This is a genomic window from Rheinheimera sp. WS51 (assembly GCF_050936095.1).
Classification (GTDB): Bacteria; Pseudomonadota; Gammaproteobacteria; order Enterobacterales; family Alteromonadaceae; genus Alishewanella.
The window spans coordinates 692,945-707,230 of sequence record NZ_JBOTRC010000001.1; the positions used below are offsets into that span (position 1 = coordinate 692,945).

Genomic DNA, 14,286 nt, shown 5'->3' on the forward strand with positions numbered 1-14,286 from the left:
AATGTCTAACAGTTTTATATTAGACCAACGGTTAGCCGCTGACAGTATCTATATTAGCGATTTAAAACTATGCCAGGTAAGACTAATTAATGATGCGCGTTACCCTTGGTTTATTTTAGTGCCGCGGCTTAGTAATGTAGCTGAAATTATTGATTTGTCGCAGCAGCAACAGCAACAATTATGGCTTGAAAGTGCAGCATTAAGCTTATGGTTAAAGGCTGAGTTTAAACCGGCTAAGCTAAATGTTGCAGCCTTAGGTAATATAGTTTCTCAACTGCATATGCACCATATCGCTCGATTTGTAGAAGATGATGCTTGGCCTGCCCCTGTATGGGGTAAATTCCCAACAACCGCCTATACTGATGAAGCTAAGGTTAAATTAAAGCGACATTTTTTGGAAACATTTTCATTCCCAGCAGAGGTATAGTATGTCAGCAGAGCAAGAATTGCTTCAGGTTATTCAGCAAAAATTAGTTGATGATACATTGACGTTACCTACTTTGCCTGATGTAGCATTAAAAGTAAGACAGCAAACTGAAATGGCAAATGTAAGTCTAAAAAGTATAGCTGATATTATTAGTCAAGATCCGGCATTAGCCGCCCGAGTTGTTAAAGTGGCCAATAGCGCTTTTATGGGACGCTCTATCAAAGTCTCTACTTTAAGTCAGGCAGTAACAAGAATAGGCCTAACGCAAATACGTAATATTGTTATTGCGATGGCGTTAGAGCAAATTTTTATGACTCAAGATAAAGCTTTACAAGACCAGTTAGCATGGCAATGGCAGCGTAATATACAAATCACCAGCATTGCTGTTGCCTGTTTAGCCTTTTATAACAGACAGAATCAAGAAAACGTTTTATTATTAGATGTTATTACCTTAGCTGGCTTAGTACACAATATAGGTGCACTATCGCTGATACAAGAGATTAGTCTATGTAAAGATACATTAGGTGACTCGCGCTTTTTACAGCATGTTAGCGCTAAGTTAGCACCAACAATTAGTGAAAAAATATTAAGAAGTTGGCATTTTCATGATGATATCATTGACGTGGCAGTAAACTGGCGTCAGCTTAAGCCTAATGCTGATCATGTTAGCTATACAGATTTTATTCGATTGGCAATGATTGCTAAAGATCAATATGAAGATAAAAACTTACAACAACGCTTGCTTAATTACTATGTTAAGCAAAACTTAGTACCAAGTGATAAATTTATGCAAGAGCCCGAAATTAATATGGTCTATCAAAATATTCGGGCCGTATTCACCTAAAAGTTAAAGGTTAATTTTCGCTATTTGTTAGCTGTTGCCTAATATTTAATAAAGCTTCATTTAAGGCTGATGACATTAGCAATAAGTCGGCATCCATTCTAGCGACTAAGTCATCCCAGCCTAGTTCATCATTTTGGCCTGTGAGTAAGTCATGGAACTTCAGTTTCTTAATTCCGCCATCATCAGTAATTTGAAAAGACAAACCATCAGGTTGTTGCAAGCTGATGCTAGTGACCAATTTATCTTCTAAATGCGTTTGGACATCTTCTGTTGTGAGCAGGTGATTAGAGAACTTCACTTTCGCACCACCTTCATCAGGTGCTTTTAATTCAACTTCATCGCCTTGTTCAAAACCTCTGGGTAATGCTTTATTTTGTAGCCATAATTGCAGTTGCTGGGTCAACTTATGGCTTTCTAGCCAAGGTAGCGCAGGTAATGAACCAAGAGCTTTACGCAATAATGCGAGTACATCTTCGGCCTTGCTTGCACTGCTGCTATTGATAACTAACCATTGATGTTTAGGATCATAATAACCATGAATAACAGAAGAGCGACTAAAGGCTCTGGGTAATAAGGTTAATTGCAGCTCTTCTTTTAAACTTTGTTTTTCTTTACGGCTTAATGGCCGTCCTTTTTCTTGTTCCATAGCCTCGAGCTTTGGCTGCATTTCTTCATTAATAACGGCAGCAGGCAGTATTTTCTCTTGGCGTTTTAAGGCGAAAAAGATAATGTCTTGGCAAACATGAGTATAGTGTTGAATACTTGAATGCAAAGGGTAACTAAAGCCTACCTTAACAGCCTCCTGAGCTGAGAGCGGGGTAAATTTAAACTCTTCTAACGCTTGTTCCCAAGCATTTAAATCGGACGTTAGCGGGGCGCTAAGTGTATAAACACGAACATTTTTAAACCACATAATTCACTCTAATCGACATGTCTAAGCCACGAGTATAACTGTTTAAGTTAAACGCATTGGCTCTATTGGAAAACGGATATGATAGTGCAAACCTTTACCAGGTTCACTTCGAGCTTGAATACTACCATGTAATGTTTGGCGCACTAAATTATAAACAATATGAGCACCTAATCCACTGCCGCCTTGGTTAAGTTTGGTCGTGAAAAAAGGGTCAAATAGCTTAGCGAGTTGCTCACTGGTTAAGCCTTTACCATTATCGCTAAAAGTAAGATTAATATTATTATCTTGCTCTAAAGCACTAATGCGAATAAGACCTTGGTTTGTGTCTTCAAAGGCGTGCACTAATGCATTAATCATTAGATTAGTAATAATTTGCGAAATTGCACCTGCGGGGCAGTCAAAAATGATGTTGTCAGGGCAATTTACCTCAACATGATGTTTTGTTTGTTTTAGGTTCGGCTGTAGTGAACGGATAACTTCAGTTAAATAATGCGCTAAATTGATTGTGCGAATAGCATCGCTAGTTTGATCTACCGCTATTTGCTTAAAGCTAGCAATAAGCTCAGCGGCACGGGTTAAATTAGATTGTAATAGTTCTGAGCATTGGTTTGCTTCATCAATAAAAGTGGCTAATTGCGATGAGGTGAGGGTCTTTGCTGTATAGGCTTCATTTAATTCATTTATTTTATCGCTTAGTAAGCTCGTTGTTGTAACCGCAATTCCAACCGGTGTATTAACCTCATGAGTAATACCAGCAACTAGGCCGCCTAGCGCCGCCATTTTCTCTGACTGAATTAATCGCTCTTGTGTTTGTTTTAAATCATCAACTGTGGTTTCTAGTTCCGATTTTTTAGTCAGTAATGCTTGTTCGGTCTCTCGTCGATAACTAATTTCTTCAATTAAGCTTTGTTGTTTTATTTCTAATTGTTGTTTTTGATGTTGTAAGTCAATCATGGCTTGGCTTAAGCCTGATGTTTTGCGGGCCACATCTTGTTCTAACTTTAAGTTATGCTGATCAAGTTTATTATTCGCACTTAACAACTGCTGTTGGGTTGAACTTAGTTGTTTCTGGTAATCTTGTATTCGGTTAATTAAGCGAGTAAAGGTTGTTGTCATAACATTTAGCTCGCTAGACTCTTGTGCTGCTAGTGTTATTTTGTCTTGGCTTAACTGTTTAAGATCTATGTCTTTAATTTGCTGAGTCAGCTGAGATAAGGGCTCGGTAAGGTGTTTTCTAAAAGCGATTAAAAACAAAATAACTAAAAAGGTGGTTTTAATTATCGCATTAGCGATAAGCACATAAGTGCTGGCTGTAATTCTGTCGATAACAGTAGCGCGATCTGAAAGAAGCGTAACATCACCTACTTGTTTCGAGCGGCCTGAATACTCAAAAATTAGCGGGAAGGTATAGCCAAATAATCCTGAACTGTAGCTTACACTTTGCTTGTTTTTTCTGATTAGATGCTCAGGTAGAGTTAGACTTGATAGTGTTTCTTGAGTTAGCGTATTGAGTATATTACCGTGTTCATCACGAATAATGATTTTTACAACTGCAGGCGTAGTGTTCACACCTTGTGCAATGGCAATCACCTGATCTGTATTAAGTTCCCCAATTGCTCTGGATAAACTCGCTGAAAAGGTTTTTTGTAATGTATTTAACTCATCGTTAATTTGATTCTTAGTAATAAAATACTCTGCATAGACATGGCCTAATGACACAATTAATGTCAGTATAAAATACACTGACAGCACCTGAGCTAATAGCTTATGAGATAAGCTTTTTTGTTGCATTAGACAACCTTTTTTCGAATGTAAGCAGTTATTGATACTAAGCCAGTAGCAGCAAAAAATATACTATTGGAAATCGACGGTTTAATACTGTTTAATATAATATTATTTAACCTTACATTTAGCTTTAACTTAAAGCAAAGAGAAATTATTAGAAAAAAGTATCTGTAGCAAACCTTAAGGGGCCTGAGTGTTAGGATTTTGTCTACTAGACTGCGCTGTATTTTTTTTAATCGTGTTTTAATTTCATAACTATTAAATAGGCTGATGTATATATGGCTTTAACGGTATTAATATGTGATGACTCTTTATTTGCTCGTAATCAGTTAAAAAAATCACTGCCTGCCGATTTAGATGCTGAGATAGTGACTGCATCAGATGGCTACCAAGCGTTACAAATATTGAGTTCACAAGAGATTGGTTTAATTTTTCTTGATCTAACTATGCCCAAATTAGATGGTATAGGTGTATTAGAAGCAATAAAGTCGGCTCAGTTAGACTGCTTTGTTATTGTTGTTTCGGCTGATATACAGCCACAAATGCAGCAACGGGTTATGGAGCTAGGTGCTTTAGCTTTTATTCAAAAGCCGGCTAAAACTGAGACCATAAGCGAAATATTACATATGTATGGCTTAATTTAATATTTTATTATTTTTTATGTTTAATCGGGATTGACAGACGTCTATAAGTCTGTGCATAGTGTTCGCATGAAAACAGAGAACTTAACAATCACCATGATTATTACCACCAACCCTACGGGGTAGGGGGTAGCGGTGTGTTATTAAAAAAGACCCGTGGCCTCAAGTGTCACGGGTCTTTTTTTTATAAAAAAATAAGGGAATAAGGATGCGAGTATTAAAATTTGGTGGCTCATCGTTGGCATCAGTGCAGCGTTTTACAGATGTAATTAATATTGTAAAACAGCAAAGTGATTTAGATACTATTTGTTTAGTATTGTCAGCACCGCAAGGTGTGACTAATAGCTTAGTTGAATTAGTCGAAATTGCTGCTGAAGGTAAGGCCTTCGAATCAAGATTAAAGCAATTAACTGAACGCTATCAAGTTTTAGTCACAGATGCTGTACAGCTGTATCCTAGTATGGAAACAGAGTCTATTCAGCAGCTTATTAACCAACAATATAAACTATTAAATGATAATTTAACCGGGATCCAATTATTACGTTATTGCCCTGATCATGTAAAAGCGCAAATTTTAGGCTTAGGTGAGCAATTTAGTGTAGCTTTAATGACCGCAATGCTCTCAAGTTTGCAGCTCGTTTGCCAAGCGCTAGATAGTGCTGGTGTAATTAAAAGTCAGGGGGATTATCTAAACGCCAATGCAGATATTGGTTTAACCGCTAAGTTAGTACAACAAGCTATTGCAGATAGCCAAGCGCAAATCTATGTTTTTGCTGGTTTTATATCAACTAACTTGCAAAATGAACCTTGCTTGTTAGGTCGTAATGGTTCTGATTATTCTGCCGCTATTATCGCTGCCAGTATTGCCGCTGATAGCTGTGAAATTTGGACCGATGTTAATGGGGTCTATAGTGCCGATCCTCGGCAGGTTAAACAGGCTAAATTAATTGATAAACTCTCTTATGATGAAGCCATGGAGCTGTCTTATTTTGGCGCTAAAGTATTGCACCCAAAAACCATAGGCCCATTAGCGCAATTTCATATCCCTTGTTTTATTAAAAATACTCTTAACCCAGCAGCACCTGGCACCTGTATTCATGATAACGGTAATGGTGATTCATTAGTTAAAGGAATTTCAAGCTTAGAGCACTTATCGTTAATTACAGTTTCTGGGCCTGGCTTAAAAGGTGTGGTAGGCATGGCAAGTCGAGTTTTTTCTGCCATGGCTAAAGCACAAATATCGCTAAATTTAATTACTCAATCATCGTCTGAATACAGTATTAGCTTTTGTGTCTCAAAATTATCATTAAAAGTAGCTGTAAAAGCCCTAGAGCAAGAGTTTGAGCTTGAGTTACAAACGGGGTTATTACGACCACTGATTATTCAATCTGATATGGCGATTGTTAGTTTAGTGGGTGATGGTATGCGGCAACACCGTGGTGTTGCTGCGAAATTTTTTGCATCATTAGCCCAAGCTAGAGTCAATGTGGTTGCTATTGCCCAAGACAGCAGTGAGCGCTCTATATCCGCTGTTGTTGAGCATTCTGCCTGTAAAAACGCAATCAAAGTATGCCATGAAAACTTTTTTAGCCAAGTACCTAGCATAGACGTTTTTTTAGTTGGCTGTGGTGTGGTAGGCCAAGAGCTATTGCAACAGTTTAAGCGCCAGCAGGCCTTGTTGCATAACCGCCAAGTTAAATTAGTGGTTTATGGCATAGCTAATAGCAAGGCATTATTACTGCAAAGTGAAGGCATAGATTTGCAGCATTGGCGCGAGCAGTTAGCACAAGCGACAGAGCCTTTTTCGCTGGCGGCATTAAATCAGTTTGTCCAGCAACAACACTTAACTAACCCAGTATTAATAGATTGTACTAGCTCTTTAGAGATGGCTTTTCAGTATGCTGATTTTATCCAGTCTGGCTTTCATGTGGTTACTCCGAACAAAAAGGCCAACACCGCTTCGTTTGCTTATTATCAGCAATTACGACAATTAGCTTTGCAGCATCGTCGTCGTTTCTTATATGAAACAACAGTGGGTGCCGGTTTGCCAGTTATAGATACCTTGCAAGGTTTATTAAACGCCGGTGATGAATTACAGGCATTCGAAGGTATTTTATCAGGCTCTTTATCTTATATATTTGGTGAGCTAGACGCTGGTATGAGTTTATCAGAGGTAACTATTAAAGCACGAGAGCTTGGCTTTACAGAGCCTGATCCGCGTGACGATTTATCAGGGATGGATGTTGCTAGGAAACTACTGATATTAGCCCGAGAGGCTGGGTTAGAGTTAGAGCTTAGCGATGTTAAGGTCGAATCTGTATTACCAGAAGGCTTTGCTCAAGATAAAGATATAGCAGGCTTTTTAGCTGAATTACCCTTATTAGATAAAGAATTTGCAAAGCGAGTGGCCGCAGCAAAAGCACAAGGTAAAGTATTACGTTATGTGGGTGAAATTCGTCAGGGTAAATGCCAAGTAGTTATTAAAGCCATAGAGCCCAACCATCCTCTAGCTAAAGTTAAAGAAGGGGAGAACGCATTAGCTATTCATAGCCTTTATTATCAGCCCATTCCCTTTGTACTTCGAGGTTACGGTGCTGGCGCTGCGGTTACTTCAGCGGGGGTTTTTAGTGATGTTATGCGCACATTAGGTTGGCAACAGGTATAATTTATGCGACATTTTCTAGCTAATAACGGTCAGATGCCGTAGATGAGATTAAGGCTAATAAAATGAAAACAAAACGATATTATGCGCCTGCTTCTACCGGCAACCTCTCGGTTGGTTACGATTTATTAGGAGCTGCCTTTGAGCCTATTAATGGCGACTTATTTGGCGATGTTTTAGAGATTTACCCGCAACAGGCCAAAACAAGCTTAGAAATTACCGGACGTTATCAGCATCAGTTACCATCGGCTAGCAGTGATAATCTAGTGTTGAAATGCTTTTATGCCTTTGAAAACAAACTAGGAAAGCCATTACCGCAACTAGGGCTACGTTTATATAAGAATTTACCTGTGGGCAGTGGCTTAGGTTCCAGTGCCTGTTCTATTGTCGTTGCATGCTATGCATTTAATGACTATTTTAATCAGCCATTTACAGAGGCGGAATTATTACAATTAATGGCAGAAGCCGAAGGGCAAGTCAGTGGCAGTGTCCATTATGATAATGTGGCACCGTCTTACTTAGGTGGCTTGCAGCTTATGTTGCCAGACAGTCCGCAACTGTGTCGGCCCTTGCCATGGTTCGAGCATTGGCGGGTTGTATTATGTTATCCCGGAACGACGTTATCGACAAAAGCTGCTCGTGAGGTATTACCTAAGCAAGTTTCAATGGCCCAAAGTATCTTATTTGCCGGCATGCTAAGTCGTTTTATCGCCGCGCTCTACCAGCAGGATGAAACTGAAGCTGTTGCCGCTTTACAAGATACACTAGCAGAGCCGTATCGTATCTCACTGATACCAGAGCTCGTGCAAATACGTGCCGCATTGCAAGCTAAAGGTGTGCTGCATGTTGGGATCTCGGGTGCTGGGCCAACCTTATTTGCCCTTTGTCACTCAGAGCAACAAGCAAGTGTTGCTGCAGATTATTTAAAGCGGCATTATGAAAAGAATCAAGATGCGATAACCCAGATCTGTAAGTTATCGTCAGCAGGCGCAAGAGCGCTCTAGGGAAAGTTATGCTATTAACCAATATTAAAGTTGCATCAGAGCAAGTGAGTTTTTTACAGGCTGTTCGTCAAGGCTTGGGGCAACAGCAGGGCTTATTTTTTCCAACAAGCTGGCCAAAACTCGATATTGAACAATTATTGAACTTGGATTTTATTCCTCGCAGTAGTCAAATTTTACATGCGTTAATTGGTGACGAATTAAGTTATGCTGAAGTCGAAGCTATGGTGGCGGCTGCATTTAATTTTCCAGCGCCTTTAATGCCAATAAGTGAAAACTTACATTGTTTAGAGTTATTTCATGGCCCTACATTGGCTTTTAAAGATTTTGGCGCTCGCTTTATGGCGCAAGCCTTAGCTAAAGCACAACAAGGTAAAAAAACAACAATAGTCACCGCAACTTCTGGTGATACCGGTGCTGCTGTGGCTCATGCTTTTTATCGTCAGCCGGGCGTAAATGTGGTTATTTTATTCCCTAAGGGTAAAATAAGTCCGTTACAAGAAAAACTATTTACCACCTTAGGTGAGAATATTACTGCGCTAGCCGTCGATGGTGACTTTGATCAATGCCAAGCCTTAGTGAAACAAGTATTTGATCAAACTGAATTAGTACAAAAGCTGAATATTAACTCTGCTAATTCAATTAATATAAGTCGTTTATTTGCCCAAATTTGTTATTATTTTGAAGCCGTCGCTCAAGTTCCAGCTAGCGAGCGTAAGCAGCTTGTGTTTGCTGTGCCCAGCGGTAACTTTGGCAACTTAACGGCAGGTTTAATCGCTAAGGCCCTAGGTTTACCCATTAAGCGTTTATTAGCTGCAACCAATAATAATGATACGGTGCCGCGCTATTGGCGTAGTGGCCAGTGGCAGCCAAAGCCAACAGTTGCCACCTTGTCTAATGCGATGGATGTTAGTGCGCCTAATAATTGGCCCAGAGTGGAAGCTTTATTAGCCCAAGGTGTGATCCAGCGTAGTGATATTGCAACTGTTGCCATTGATGAAGATGATACTAAGTTAGGAATTAAGCAACTTGCTCAAGCTGGCTACACGAGTGAGCCTCATGCCGCAGTGGCATTTAAAGCCCTTAAGCGTAATGTGCAACAAGATGAATTAGGGATCTTTTTAGCGACGGCCCATCCGGCCAAGTTTAAGGAACAAGTGGAAAATATTTTAGGTACGCCGCTTAGCTTGCCTGAGGCTCTTAGCCGCTGCGCTGCAGAGCAAAGCTTAAGTGTCAATATTGCTGCTGATTTCGCTGCTTTACAGCAGGTTTTACTTGGTTTGGACTTAGCGTAATGACGTGGCAAGCTTTATTAGCAGCAGAAAAACAACAAGATTACTTTGTTCAGTTGTTGCAAGATGTTCATCAGGCGAGGCTAGCAGGGCAAGTTATTTATCCGCCACAAACCCAGATGTTTGCCGCATTTAAACTAACACCGTTACAGCAGTTAAAGGTAGTGATATTAGGTCAAGATCCTTACCATGGCCCAAACCAAGCACATGGTTTAGCCTTTTCAGTGCGACCTGGCGTTAAAGTACCGCCTTCATTAAGAAATATCTATAAAGAGCTCGCGTTGGAATATGACAATTTCACAATACCAGAGCATGGCCATTTAACCGCCTGGGCTGAGCAAGGGGTGTTATTACTCAATACGGTGTTATCTGTGGTGGCAACTAAGCCTAATTCACATAAGAAGTTAGGCTGGCAACGCTTTACTGATCATGTTATTGGGCAAATTAACAGCCATTGTACAGGTGTGGTGTTTTTACTTTGGGGCGCTAATGCTGAAAAAAAAGCCAATCTTATAGATGGCAAACGGCATTTAGTGTTAACAGCACCGCATCCATCACCTTTATCTGCCCATCGCGGCTTTTTTGGTTGCGACCATTTTAAGCAGGCAAATAATTATTTAGTGCAACAAGGCAAGACGGCCATTAACTGGCAGTTAGCGCCGGTGCTGGACTAAATTGAGTTCAAAAAATAGAGTATAAACAAAAACGCCCAATCAACTGACTGGGCGTTTTTTTAATTATAGCTCTAGGTCGGCTAAGCTAGGCTCTAGGGTCCAATCCATATCATTTAGCTCTTGCTTTAAGCGCTGTCGCTCTTTTAACTGTTCTATTTCACGCCACTTGCGTTTAGTTGTCTGCGGTTTAGCTGCCGGACGTTCCAACTTATTCAGTAAGTCTTCGAAGCTTTCCATTATTGGCCTCTCTGATAATGTTGTGTCAGTGTTGTTTAATAATCTTAATAAGTATTTAGCATACTCTGTATGATATTAAAACACTAATGTGACATTTTTGTGATTAGAATAAGTTTTATTTGTTGGTAAAATGCCTAATTAAAGAATCGGTCGAGCTATCTAGTTCTTGGTTATGCTGACCACTAAGAGCCTGAAAAATAGGTTTAGATAGTTGTTTTCCAAGCTCAACGCCCCATTGATCAAAGGAGTTAATTTGCCACATCGCGCCTTGGCAGAATATTTTATGCTCATAAAGGGCAATTAAGCTGCCTAAATAGTAAGGCGATAATGTCGGTAAAAGTAGGGTGTTACTCGGCTTATTGCCAGCGGATACTTTATGTACTGCTAAGCTGGCCGCTTGCTCTGGGGTTTGGCCCTGTGCTAAACACTCTTGATAAGCTTCAGTAAAGGTTTTTCCTTGCATCAAAGCTTGAGTTTGGGCAAAGCAGTTTGCTGCTAATCGTTGGTGCTGTTCATGCCGCTGATGCTCTGGTTTAATGGCTAAAATAAAGTCAGCCGGTACTACTAAGTCGCTTTGCAATAAAAGTTGGTGGTATGCGTGTTGGCCATTGGTTCCTGCATCGCCCCAAATAACCGGAGCCGTAGCATAGCTCACATTATGGCCATCGGTTTTTACGCTCTTGCCGTTCGACTCCATATCTAGCTGTTGAATATAGCTTGGCAATAAACGTAAATAATGGCTATAAGGCAAAATCGCTTGGCTTTTAAAACCAAAACCATTGATATACCAAATACCTAATAACGCCATAATAACCGGCATATTGCTATGAAAAGGGCTTTGAATAAAGTGCTGATCCATCGCTTCAGCCCCAGCTAAAAGTTGCTGAAAATTAGCATTGCCAATAATAATAGCAACCGGTAAGCCAATGGCTGACCAAATAGAAAAGCGGCCGCCAACCCAATCCCAGATAGGGAGAGTATTACTTGCTTTAATGCCAAAATCAGCTGCCGCCGCAATATTTGAGGTAACTGCCCAAAAATGATGGCTTATCGCAGCTGCGTTGGCGCCATGATCTGTAAACCACTGGCGAATAGCTAAGGCATTTTGTAATGTTTCTTCGGTACCAAAGGATTTAGACGCAATACAGACTAAGGTGGTGTCAGGGTTAAGTTTGGCTAGAGTGTCATTAACAACAACAGGGTCGATATTACCAACAAAATGTACTTGCACTGGGCTAGAGTGATAGGGTGTTAAGGCCTCAACGGCCATTTCCATACCTAATAATGAGCCACCGATACCTATCCAAATAACATCGGTAATTACTTTATTGTTATAGCCGAGATAGTTTTTGTTGTGTAATTGCTCAACTAATGCAGCCATTTTTTCACGGCATGCATTAATTTCAGCGCCAATGGCTTGGTTATCTAAGCTTAAATTACTGACATCTTTTTGCCGTAGTAACATATGCCAAACAGCACGCTGTTCAGTGTTATTTACTTTATCTCCGGCTAGCATGGCGCTTAGTTTTGCTTTAATAGAGCTTTGCTGGGCAAAATCTTGTAGTATTTGCCAGCTAGTGTCATCAATTAAATTTTTAGAGTAATCAAGATAAAGGCCACAGGCTGACACACTAAAGCGCTGGGCTCGCTTAGGATCCTCAGCAAAAGCTTGGCGTAAAGAACCTTGTTGTTTAGTCTGCGAGGCCAGTGCTGACCATATGCTACCCGACATATTTTATCCCTTAAATAAACGACTAACCATAGTAATATAAGTCACTAGCTGATGCATGCTTAAAGTCGTTGTTGTATCGCTTGCTCGAGTTTTACTTGGTCAATGGCAAACTTTCTAATGCCTTCGGCAAGCTTTTCTGTGGCCATAGCATCATCGTTTAGTTGCCAGCGAAACTCGACTTCCGTCATAGGTTTAGGCGGAGTATTTTTAGGGACGTCGGCGCTTAAGTGTACTTGCAATGCTCCTTGTTGTTGCGCTAATTCTGCCAATAAAGCAGGGCTAATAGTTAAACGGTCACAGCCAGCTAAGGCTAATACTTCTCCTATATTGCGAAAGCTGGCGCCCATAACTATAGTTTTAAAATTATGGCTTTTATAAAACTGGTAAATCTCCCGCACAGATAAAACCCCAGGATCAGTTTCTGCGCTATATTCTTGCTTAGAGTGCGCCTTGTGCCAATCTAAAATGCGGCCAACAAATGGCGAAATTAAAAACACTTTAGCCTCAGCGCAGGCTCTTGCTTGTGCTAAATGAAACAACAGCGTTAAATTGCACTGAATTCCTTGTTGTTCTAGTTCTCGTGCCGCTTGTATGCCCTCCCAGGTGGCAGCAATTTTAATTAGAATTCTATCTGTAGAAATGCCATTCTCTTGATATAAAGCGATTAGCTGCTTGGCTTTTGCAATAGTCGCTTTGGTATCAAAAGACAGTCTTGCATCGACCTCAGTTGAAACTCTGCCAGGGATCAGTTTGCTGATGGCTGTACCAATATCAACGGCAAACTTATCACAAGCTAAATTTAGCTGCTGTTTAGCATCAGTATGCTTTGACTTAGCATAAGCAATGGCAGCCTCTAGCATAGGCTTAGCAAAGGTTAATTGGCTTGCATTTAGCAGTAGGCTAGGGTTAGTCGTGGCATCAATAGGCCGGAATTGGTCAATAGCAGTAAGATCACCACTATCAACTACAACAGTGGTAACGGCTTTTAATTGGCTTAATAAATCTTGTGTCATATCGGAATACCAAATTTATCAGTTTAATCTGCGGATAAGTCTAAACTAGCTGATTAGAGAAAAAGAATACAACATATACTGACTTTAATTAGCACAGAATGAATGAAATGCTAGTTTATAATACATTAATTAAGCAGTTCGCTGTGTTAATCAACATTAAAAGGTGAATATGTATTGGCAGTAGCACTATGCTATGGCTAAATGTTTGTTATATAAAGTGGTATATTAGTCTGGTAAACGCAAAAGCGTCTAGGAATTATAATAGGGTAAAATTATGTTAATGGTTGTCTCTCCGGCAAAAGATCTAGATTTAAATCCGCTATCTGAGTCATATTCTTATACTCAGCCTGAGTTATTAAGCCATGCAGAAAAATTAGCTGCAATATGTAAGCAGTTAACGCCTGCAGAACTATCTTCTTTAATGCACATTAGTGATAAGTTAGCAGGTTTAAATGTGGCCCGATTTGAACAATGGCAATCGCCTTTTACGGTAGATAATGCTAAAGCGGCTTTATTTATGTTTAATGGTGATGTGTACCAAGGAATTGATGCGGCTACCTTGTCGGCTGACGATGTTCAATTTGCTCAGCAGCATCTGCGTATTTTAAGTGGCTTATACGGTGTTTTGCGGCCGTTAGATTTAATACAAGCTTACCGGTTAGAAATGGGCACTAAGCTTGCGAATGAAGCCGGTAAAGATTTATATGCCTTTTGGGGAGAAGCGGTAACAGAGCAGCTTAATCAGCAGCTAGCTAGTTTAAGTAGCCAGGTGTTGTTAAATTTAGCGTCGCAAGAATACTTTAAATCAGTCAAGCCGAAGTTGCTGCAAGCCAATATTATTACGCCTGTGTTTAAAGATTTTAAAAATGGTAAATATAAGATTATTAGTTTTTATGCTAAAAAAGCGCGTGGTTTAATGGCTCGTTATGCTATTGAAAATCGGGTGACAGAGGCTGAAAAACTAAAACAATTTGACGTTGATGGCTATCACTTTAGCGAAAAAGACTCTTCAGATTCAGAGTGGGTTTTTCTGCGTGATAATGAGTAATAAGGCCTGATGTAGGC

General features: G+C 40.0%; 13 protein-coding genes. 8 read left to right on the plus strand and 5 right to left on the minus strand.

The window, feature by feature from the left end; translation table 11 throughout:
* Position 1: 1 nt before the first annotated feature.
* Complete coding sequence (locus tag ACRCA4_RS03220; protein ID WP_433184059.1) at positions 2–427, plus strand: HIT domain-containing protein; 426 nt, start codon at positions 2–4, stop codon at positions 425–427.
* Position 428: 1 nt separating this feature from the next.
* Positions 429–1,271 carry an HDOD domain-containing protein gene (locus ACRCA4_RS03225; protein WP_433184062.1) on the plus strand — a complete coding sequence of 281 codons (843 nt, stop codon included), beginning with the start codon at positions 429–431 and terminating at the stop codon, positions 1,269–1,271.
* A 10-nt stretch (positions 1,272–1,281) separates the two neighbouring features.
* Here ACRCA4_RS03225 and ACRCA4_RS03230 read toward each other — a convergent pair whose 3' ends face one another.
* Together ACRCA4_RS03230 and ACRCA4_RS03235 are read right to left on the minus strand one after the other, a co-directional pair.
* Positions 1,282–2,184 (minus strand): recombination-associated protein RdgC, encoded by a 903-nt coding sequence (locus tag ACRCA4_RS03230; RefSeq protein WP_433184065.1) that lies wholly within the window; start codon positions 2,182–2,184, stop codon positions 1,282–1,284.
* Positions 2,185–2,226: 42 nt separating this feature from the next.
* Positions 2,227–3,975: an ATP-binding protein gene (locus ACRCA4_RS03235; RefSeq protein ID WP_433184068.1), complete on the minus strand. Its 1,749-nt coding sequence runs from the start codon at positions 3,973–3,975 to the stop codon at positions 2,227–2,229.
* Between the two features lie 272 nt (positions 3,976–4,247).
* Between ACRCA4_RS03235 and ACRCA4_RS03240 the strand changes: the two genes are divergently transcribed.
* The 5 genes from ACRCA4_RS03240 (at position 4,248) to ung (ending at position 10,239) form a co-directional block, all read left to right on the plus strand.
* Positions 4,248–4,613, plus strand: coding sequence for a response regulator (locus ACRCA4_RS03240; protein WP_433184070.1), 366 nt, complete (start codon positions 4,248–4,250; stop codon positions 4,611–4,613).
* A gap of 205 nt (positions 4,614–4,818) precedes the next feature.
* The gene (gene thrA, locus ACRCA4_RS03245; protein ID WP_433184072.1) at positions 4,819–7,275 is read left to right on the plus strand and encodes a bifunctional aspartate kinase/homoserine dehydrogenase I; all 2,457 of its coding nucleotides are present in this window, start codon (positions 4,819–4,821) and stop codon (positions 7,273–7,275) included.
* A 62-nt stretch (positions 7,276–7,337) separates the two neighbouring features.
* Positions 7,338–8,276: a homoserine kinase gene (gene thrB / locus ACRCA4_RS03250; RefSeq protein ID WP_433184074.1), complete on the plus strand. Its 939-nt coding sequence runs from the start codon at positions 7,338–7,340 to the stop codon at positions 8,274–8,276.
* Positions 8,277–8,284: 8 nt separating this feature from the next.
* Entirely contained in the window at positions 8,285–9,568 is a 1,284-nt protein-coding gene (gene thrC / locus ACRCA4_RS03255; protein ID WP_433184077.1) for a threonine synthase, read from the plus strand.
* The gene (gene ung, locus ACRCA4_RS03260) at positions 9,568–10,239 is read left to right on the plus strand and encodes a uracil-DNA glycosylase (protein WP_433184080.1); all 672 of its coding nucleotides are present in this window, start codon (positions 9,568–9,570) and stop codon (positions 10,237–10,239) included. The genes thrC and ung overlap by 1 nt, the downstream gene beginning before the upstream one ends.
* 63 nt (positions 10,240–10,302) lie before the next feature.
* On the opposite strand, the gene ACRCA4_RS03265 is transcribed toward ung, so the two are convergent.
* From ACRCA4_RS03265 to tal, 3 genes are all read right to left on the minus strand, one after another.
* Positions 10,303–10,476 (minus strand): DUF3545 family protein, encoded by a 174-nt coding sequence (locus tag ACRCA4_RS03265; protein WP_433184083.1) that lies wholly within the window; start codon positions 10,474–10,476, stop codon positions 10,303–10,305.
* A 115-nt stretch (positions 10,477–10,591) separates the two neighbouring features.
* Positions 10,592–12,208, minus strand: coding sequence for a glucose-6-phosphate isomerase (gene pgi / locus ACRCA4_RS03270; protein ID WP_433184086.1), 1,617 nt, complete (start codon positions 12,206–12,208; stop codon positions 10,592–10,594).
* 59 nt (positions 12,209–12,267) lie between these two features.
* Entirely contained in the window at positions 12,268–13,221 is a 954-nt protein-coding gene (tal, locus tag ACRCA4_RS03275) for a transaldolase (protein WP_433184089.1), read from the minus strand.
* A 274-nt stretch (positions 13,222–13,495) separates the two neighbouring features.
* Here tal and yaaA point away from each other — a divergent pair, with 274 nt between their 5' ends.
* A complete protein-coding gene (gene yaaA / locus ACRCA4_RS03280) occupies positions 13,496–14,269 on the plus strand; it encodes a peroxide stress protein YaaA (protein ID WP_433184092.1) in 774 nt (257 codons plus the stop codon).
* Positions 14,270–14,286: the final 17 nt, after the last annotated feature.

Excerpts from the sequence above, each read along its gene's own strand:
- ACRCA4_RS03220 (WP_433184059.1), top strand. The coding sequence starts at position 2 with ATGTCTAACAGTTTTATATTAGACCAACGGTTAGCCGCTGACAGTATC.
- ACRCA4_RS03225 (WP_433184062.1), top strand. The coding sequence starts at position 429 with ATGTCAGCAGAGCAAGAATTGCTTCAGGTTATTCAGCAAAAATTAGTT.
- ACRCA4_RS03230 (WP_433184065.1), bottom strand. The coding sequence starts at position 2,184 with ATGTGGTTTAAAAATGTTCGTGTTTATACACTTAGCGCCCCGCTAACG.
- ACRCA4_RS03235 (WP_433184068.1), bottom strand. The coding sequence starts at position 3,975 with ATGCAACAAAAAAGCTTATCTCATAAGCTATTAGCTCAGGTGCTGTCA.
- ACRCA4_RS03240 (WP_433184070.1), top strand. The coding sequence starts at position 4,248 with ATGGCTTTAACGGTATTAATATGTGATGACTCTTTATTTGCTCGTAAT.
- thrA (WP_433184072.1), top strand. The coding sequence starts at position 4,819 with ATGCGAGTATTAAAATTTGGTGGCTCATCGTTGGCATCAGTGCAGCGT.
- thrB (WP_433184074.1), top strand. The coding sequence starts at position 7,338 with ATGAAAACAAAACGATATTATGCGCCTGCTTCTACCGGCAACCTCTCG.
- thrC (WP_433184077.1), top strand. The coding sequence starts at position 8,285 with ATGCTATTAACCAATATTAAAGTTGCATCAGAGCAAGTGAGTTTTTTA.
- ung (WP_433184080.1), top strand. The coding sequence starts at position 9,568 with ATGACGTGGCAAGCTTTATTAGCAGCAGAAAAACAACAAGATTACTTT.
- ACRCA4_RS03265 (WP_433184083.1), bottom strand. The coding sequence starts at position 10,476 with ATGGAAAGCTTCGAAGACTTACTGAATAAGTTGGAACGTCCGGCAGCT.
- pgi (WP_433184086.1), bottom strand. The coding sequence starts at position 12,208 with ATGTCGGGTAGCATATGGTCAGCACTGGCCTCGCAGACTAAACAACAA.
- tal (WP_433184089.1), bottom strand. The coding sequence starts at position 13,221 with ATGACACAAGATTTATTAAGCCAATTAAAAGCCGTTACCACTGTTGTA.
- yaaA (WP_433184092.1), top strand. The coding sequence starts at position 13,496 with ATGTTAATGGTTGTCTCTCCGGCAAAAGATCTAGATTTAAATCCGCTA.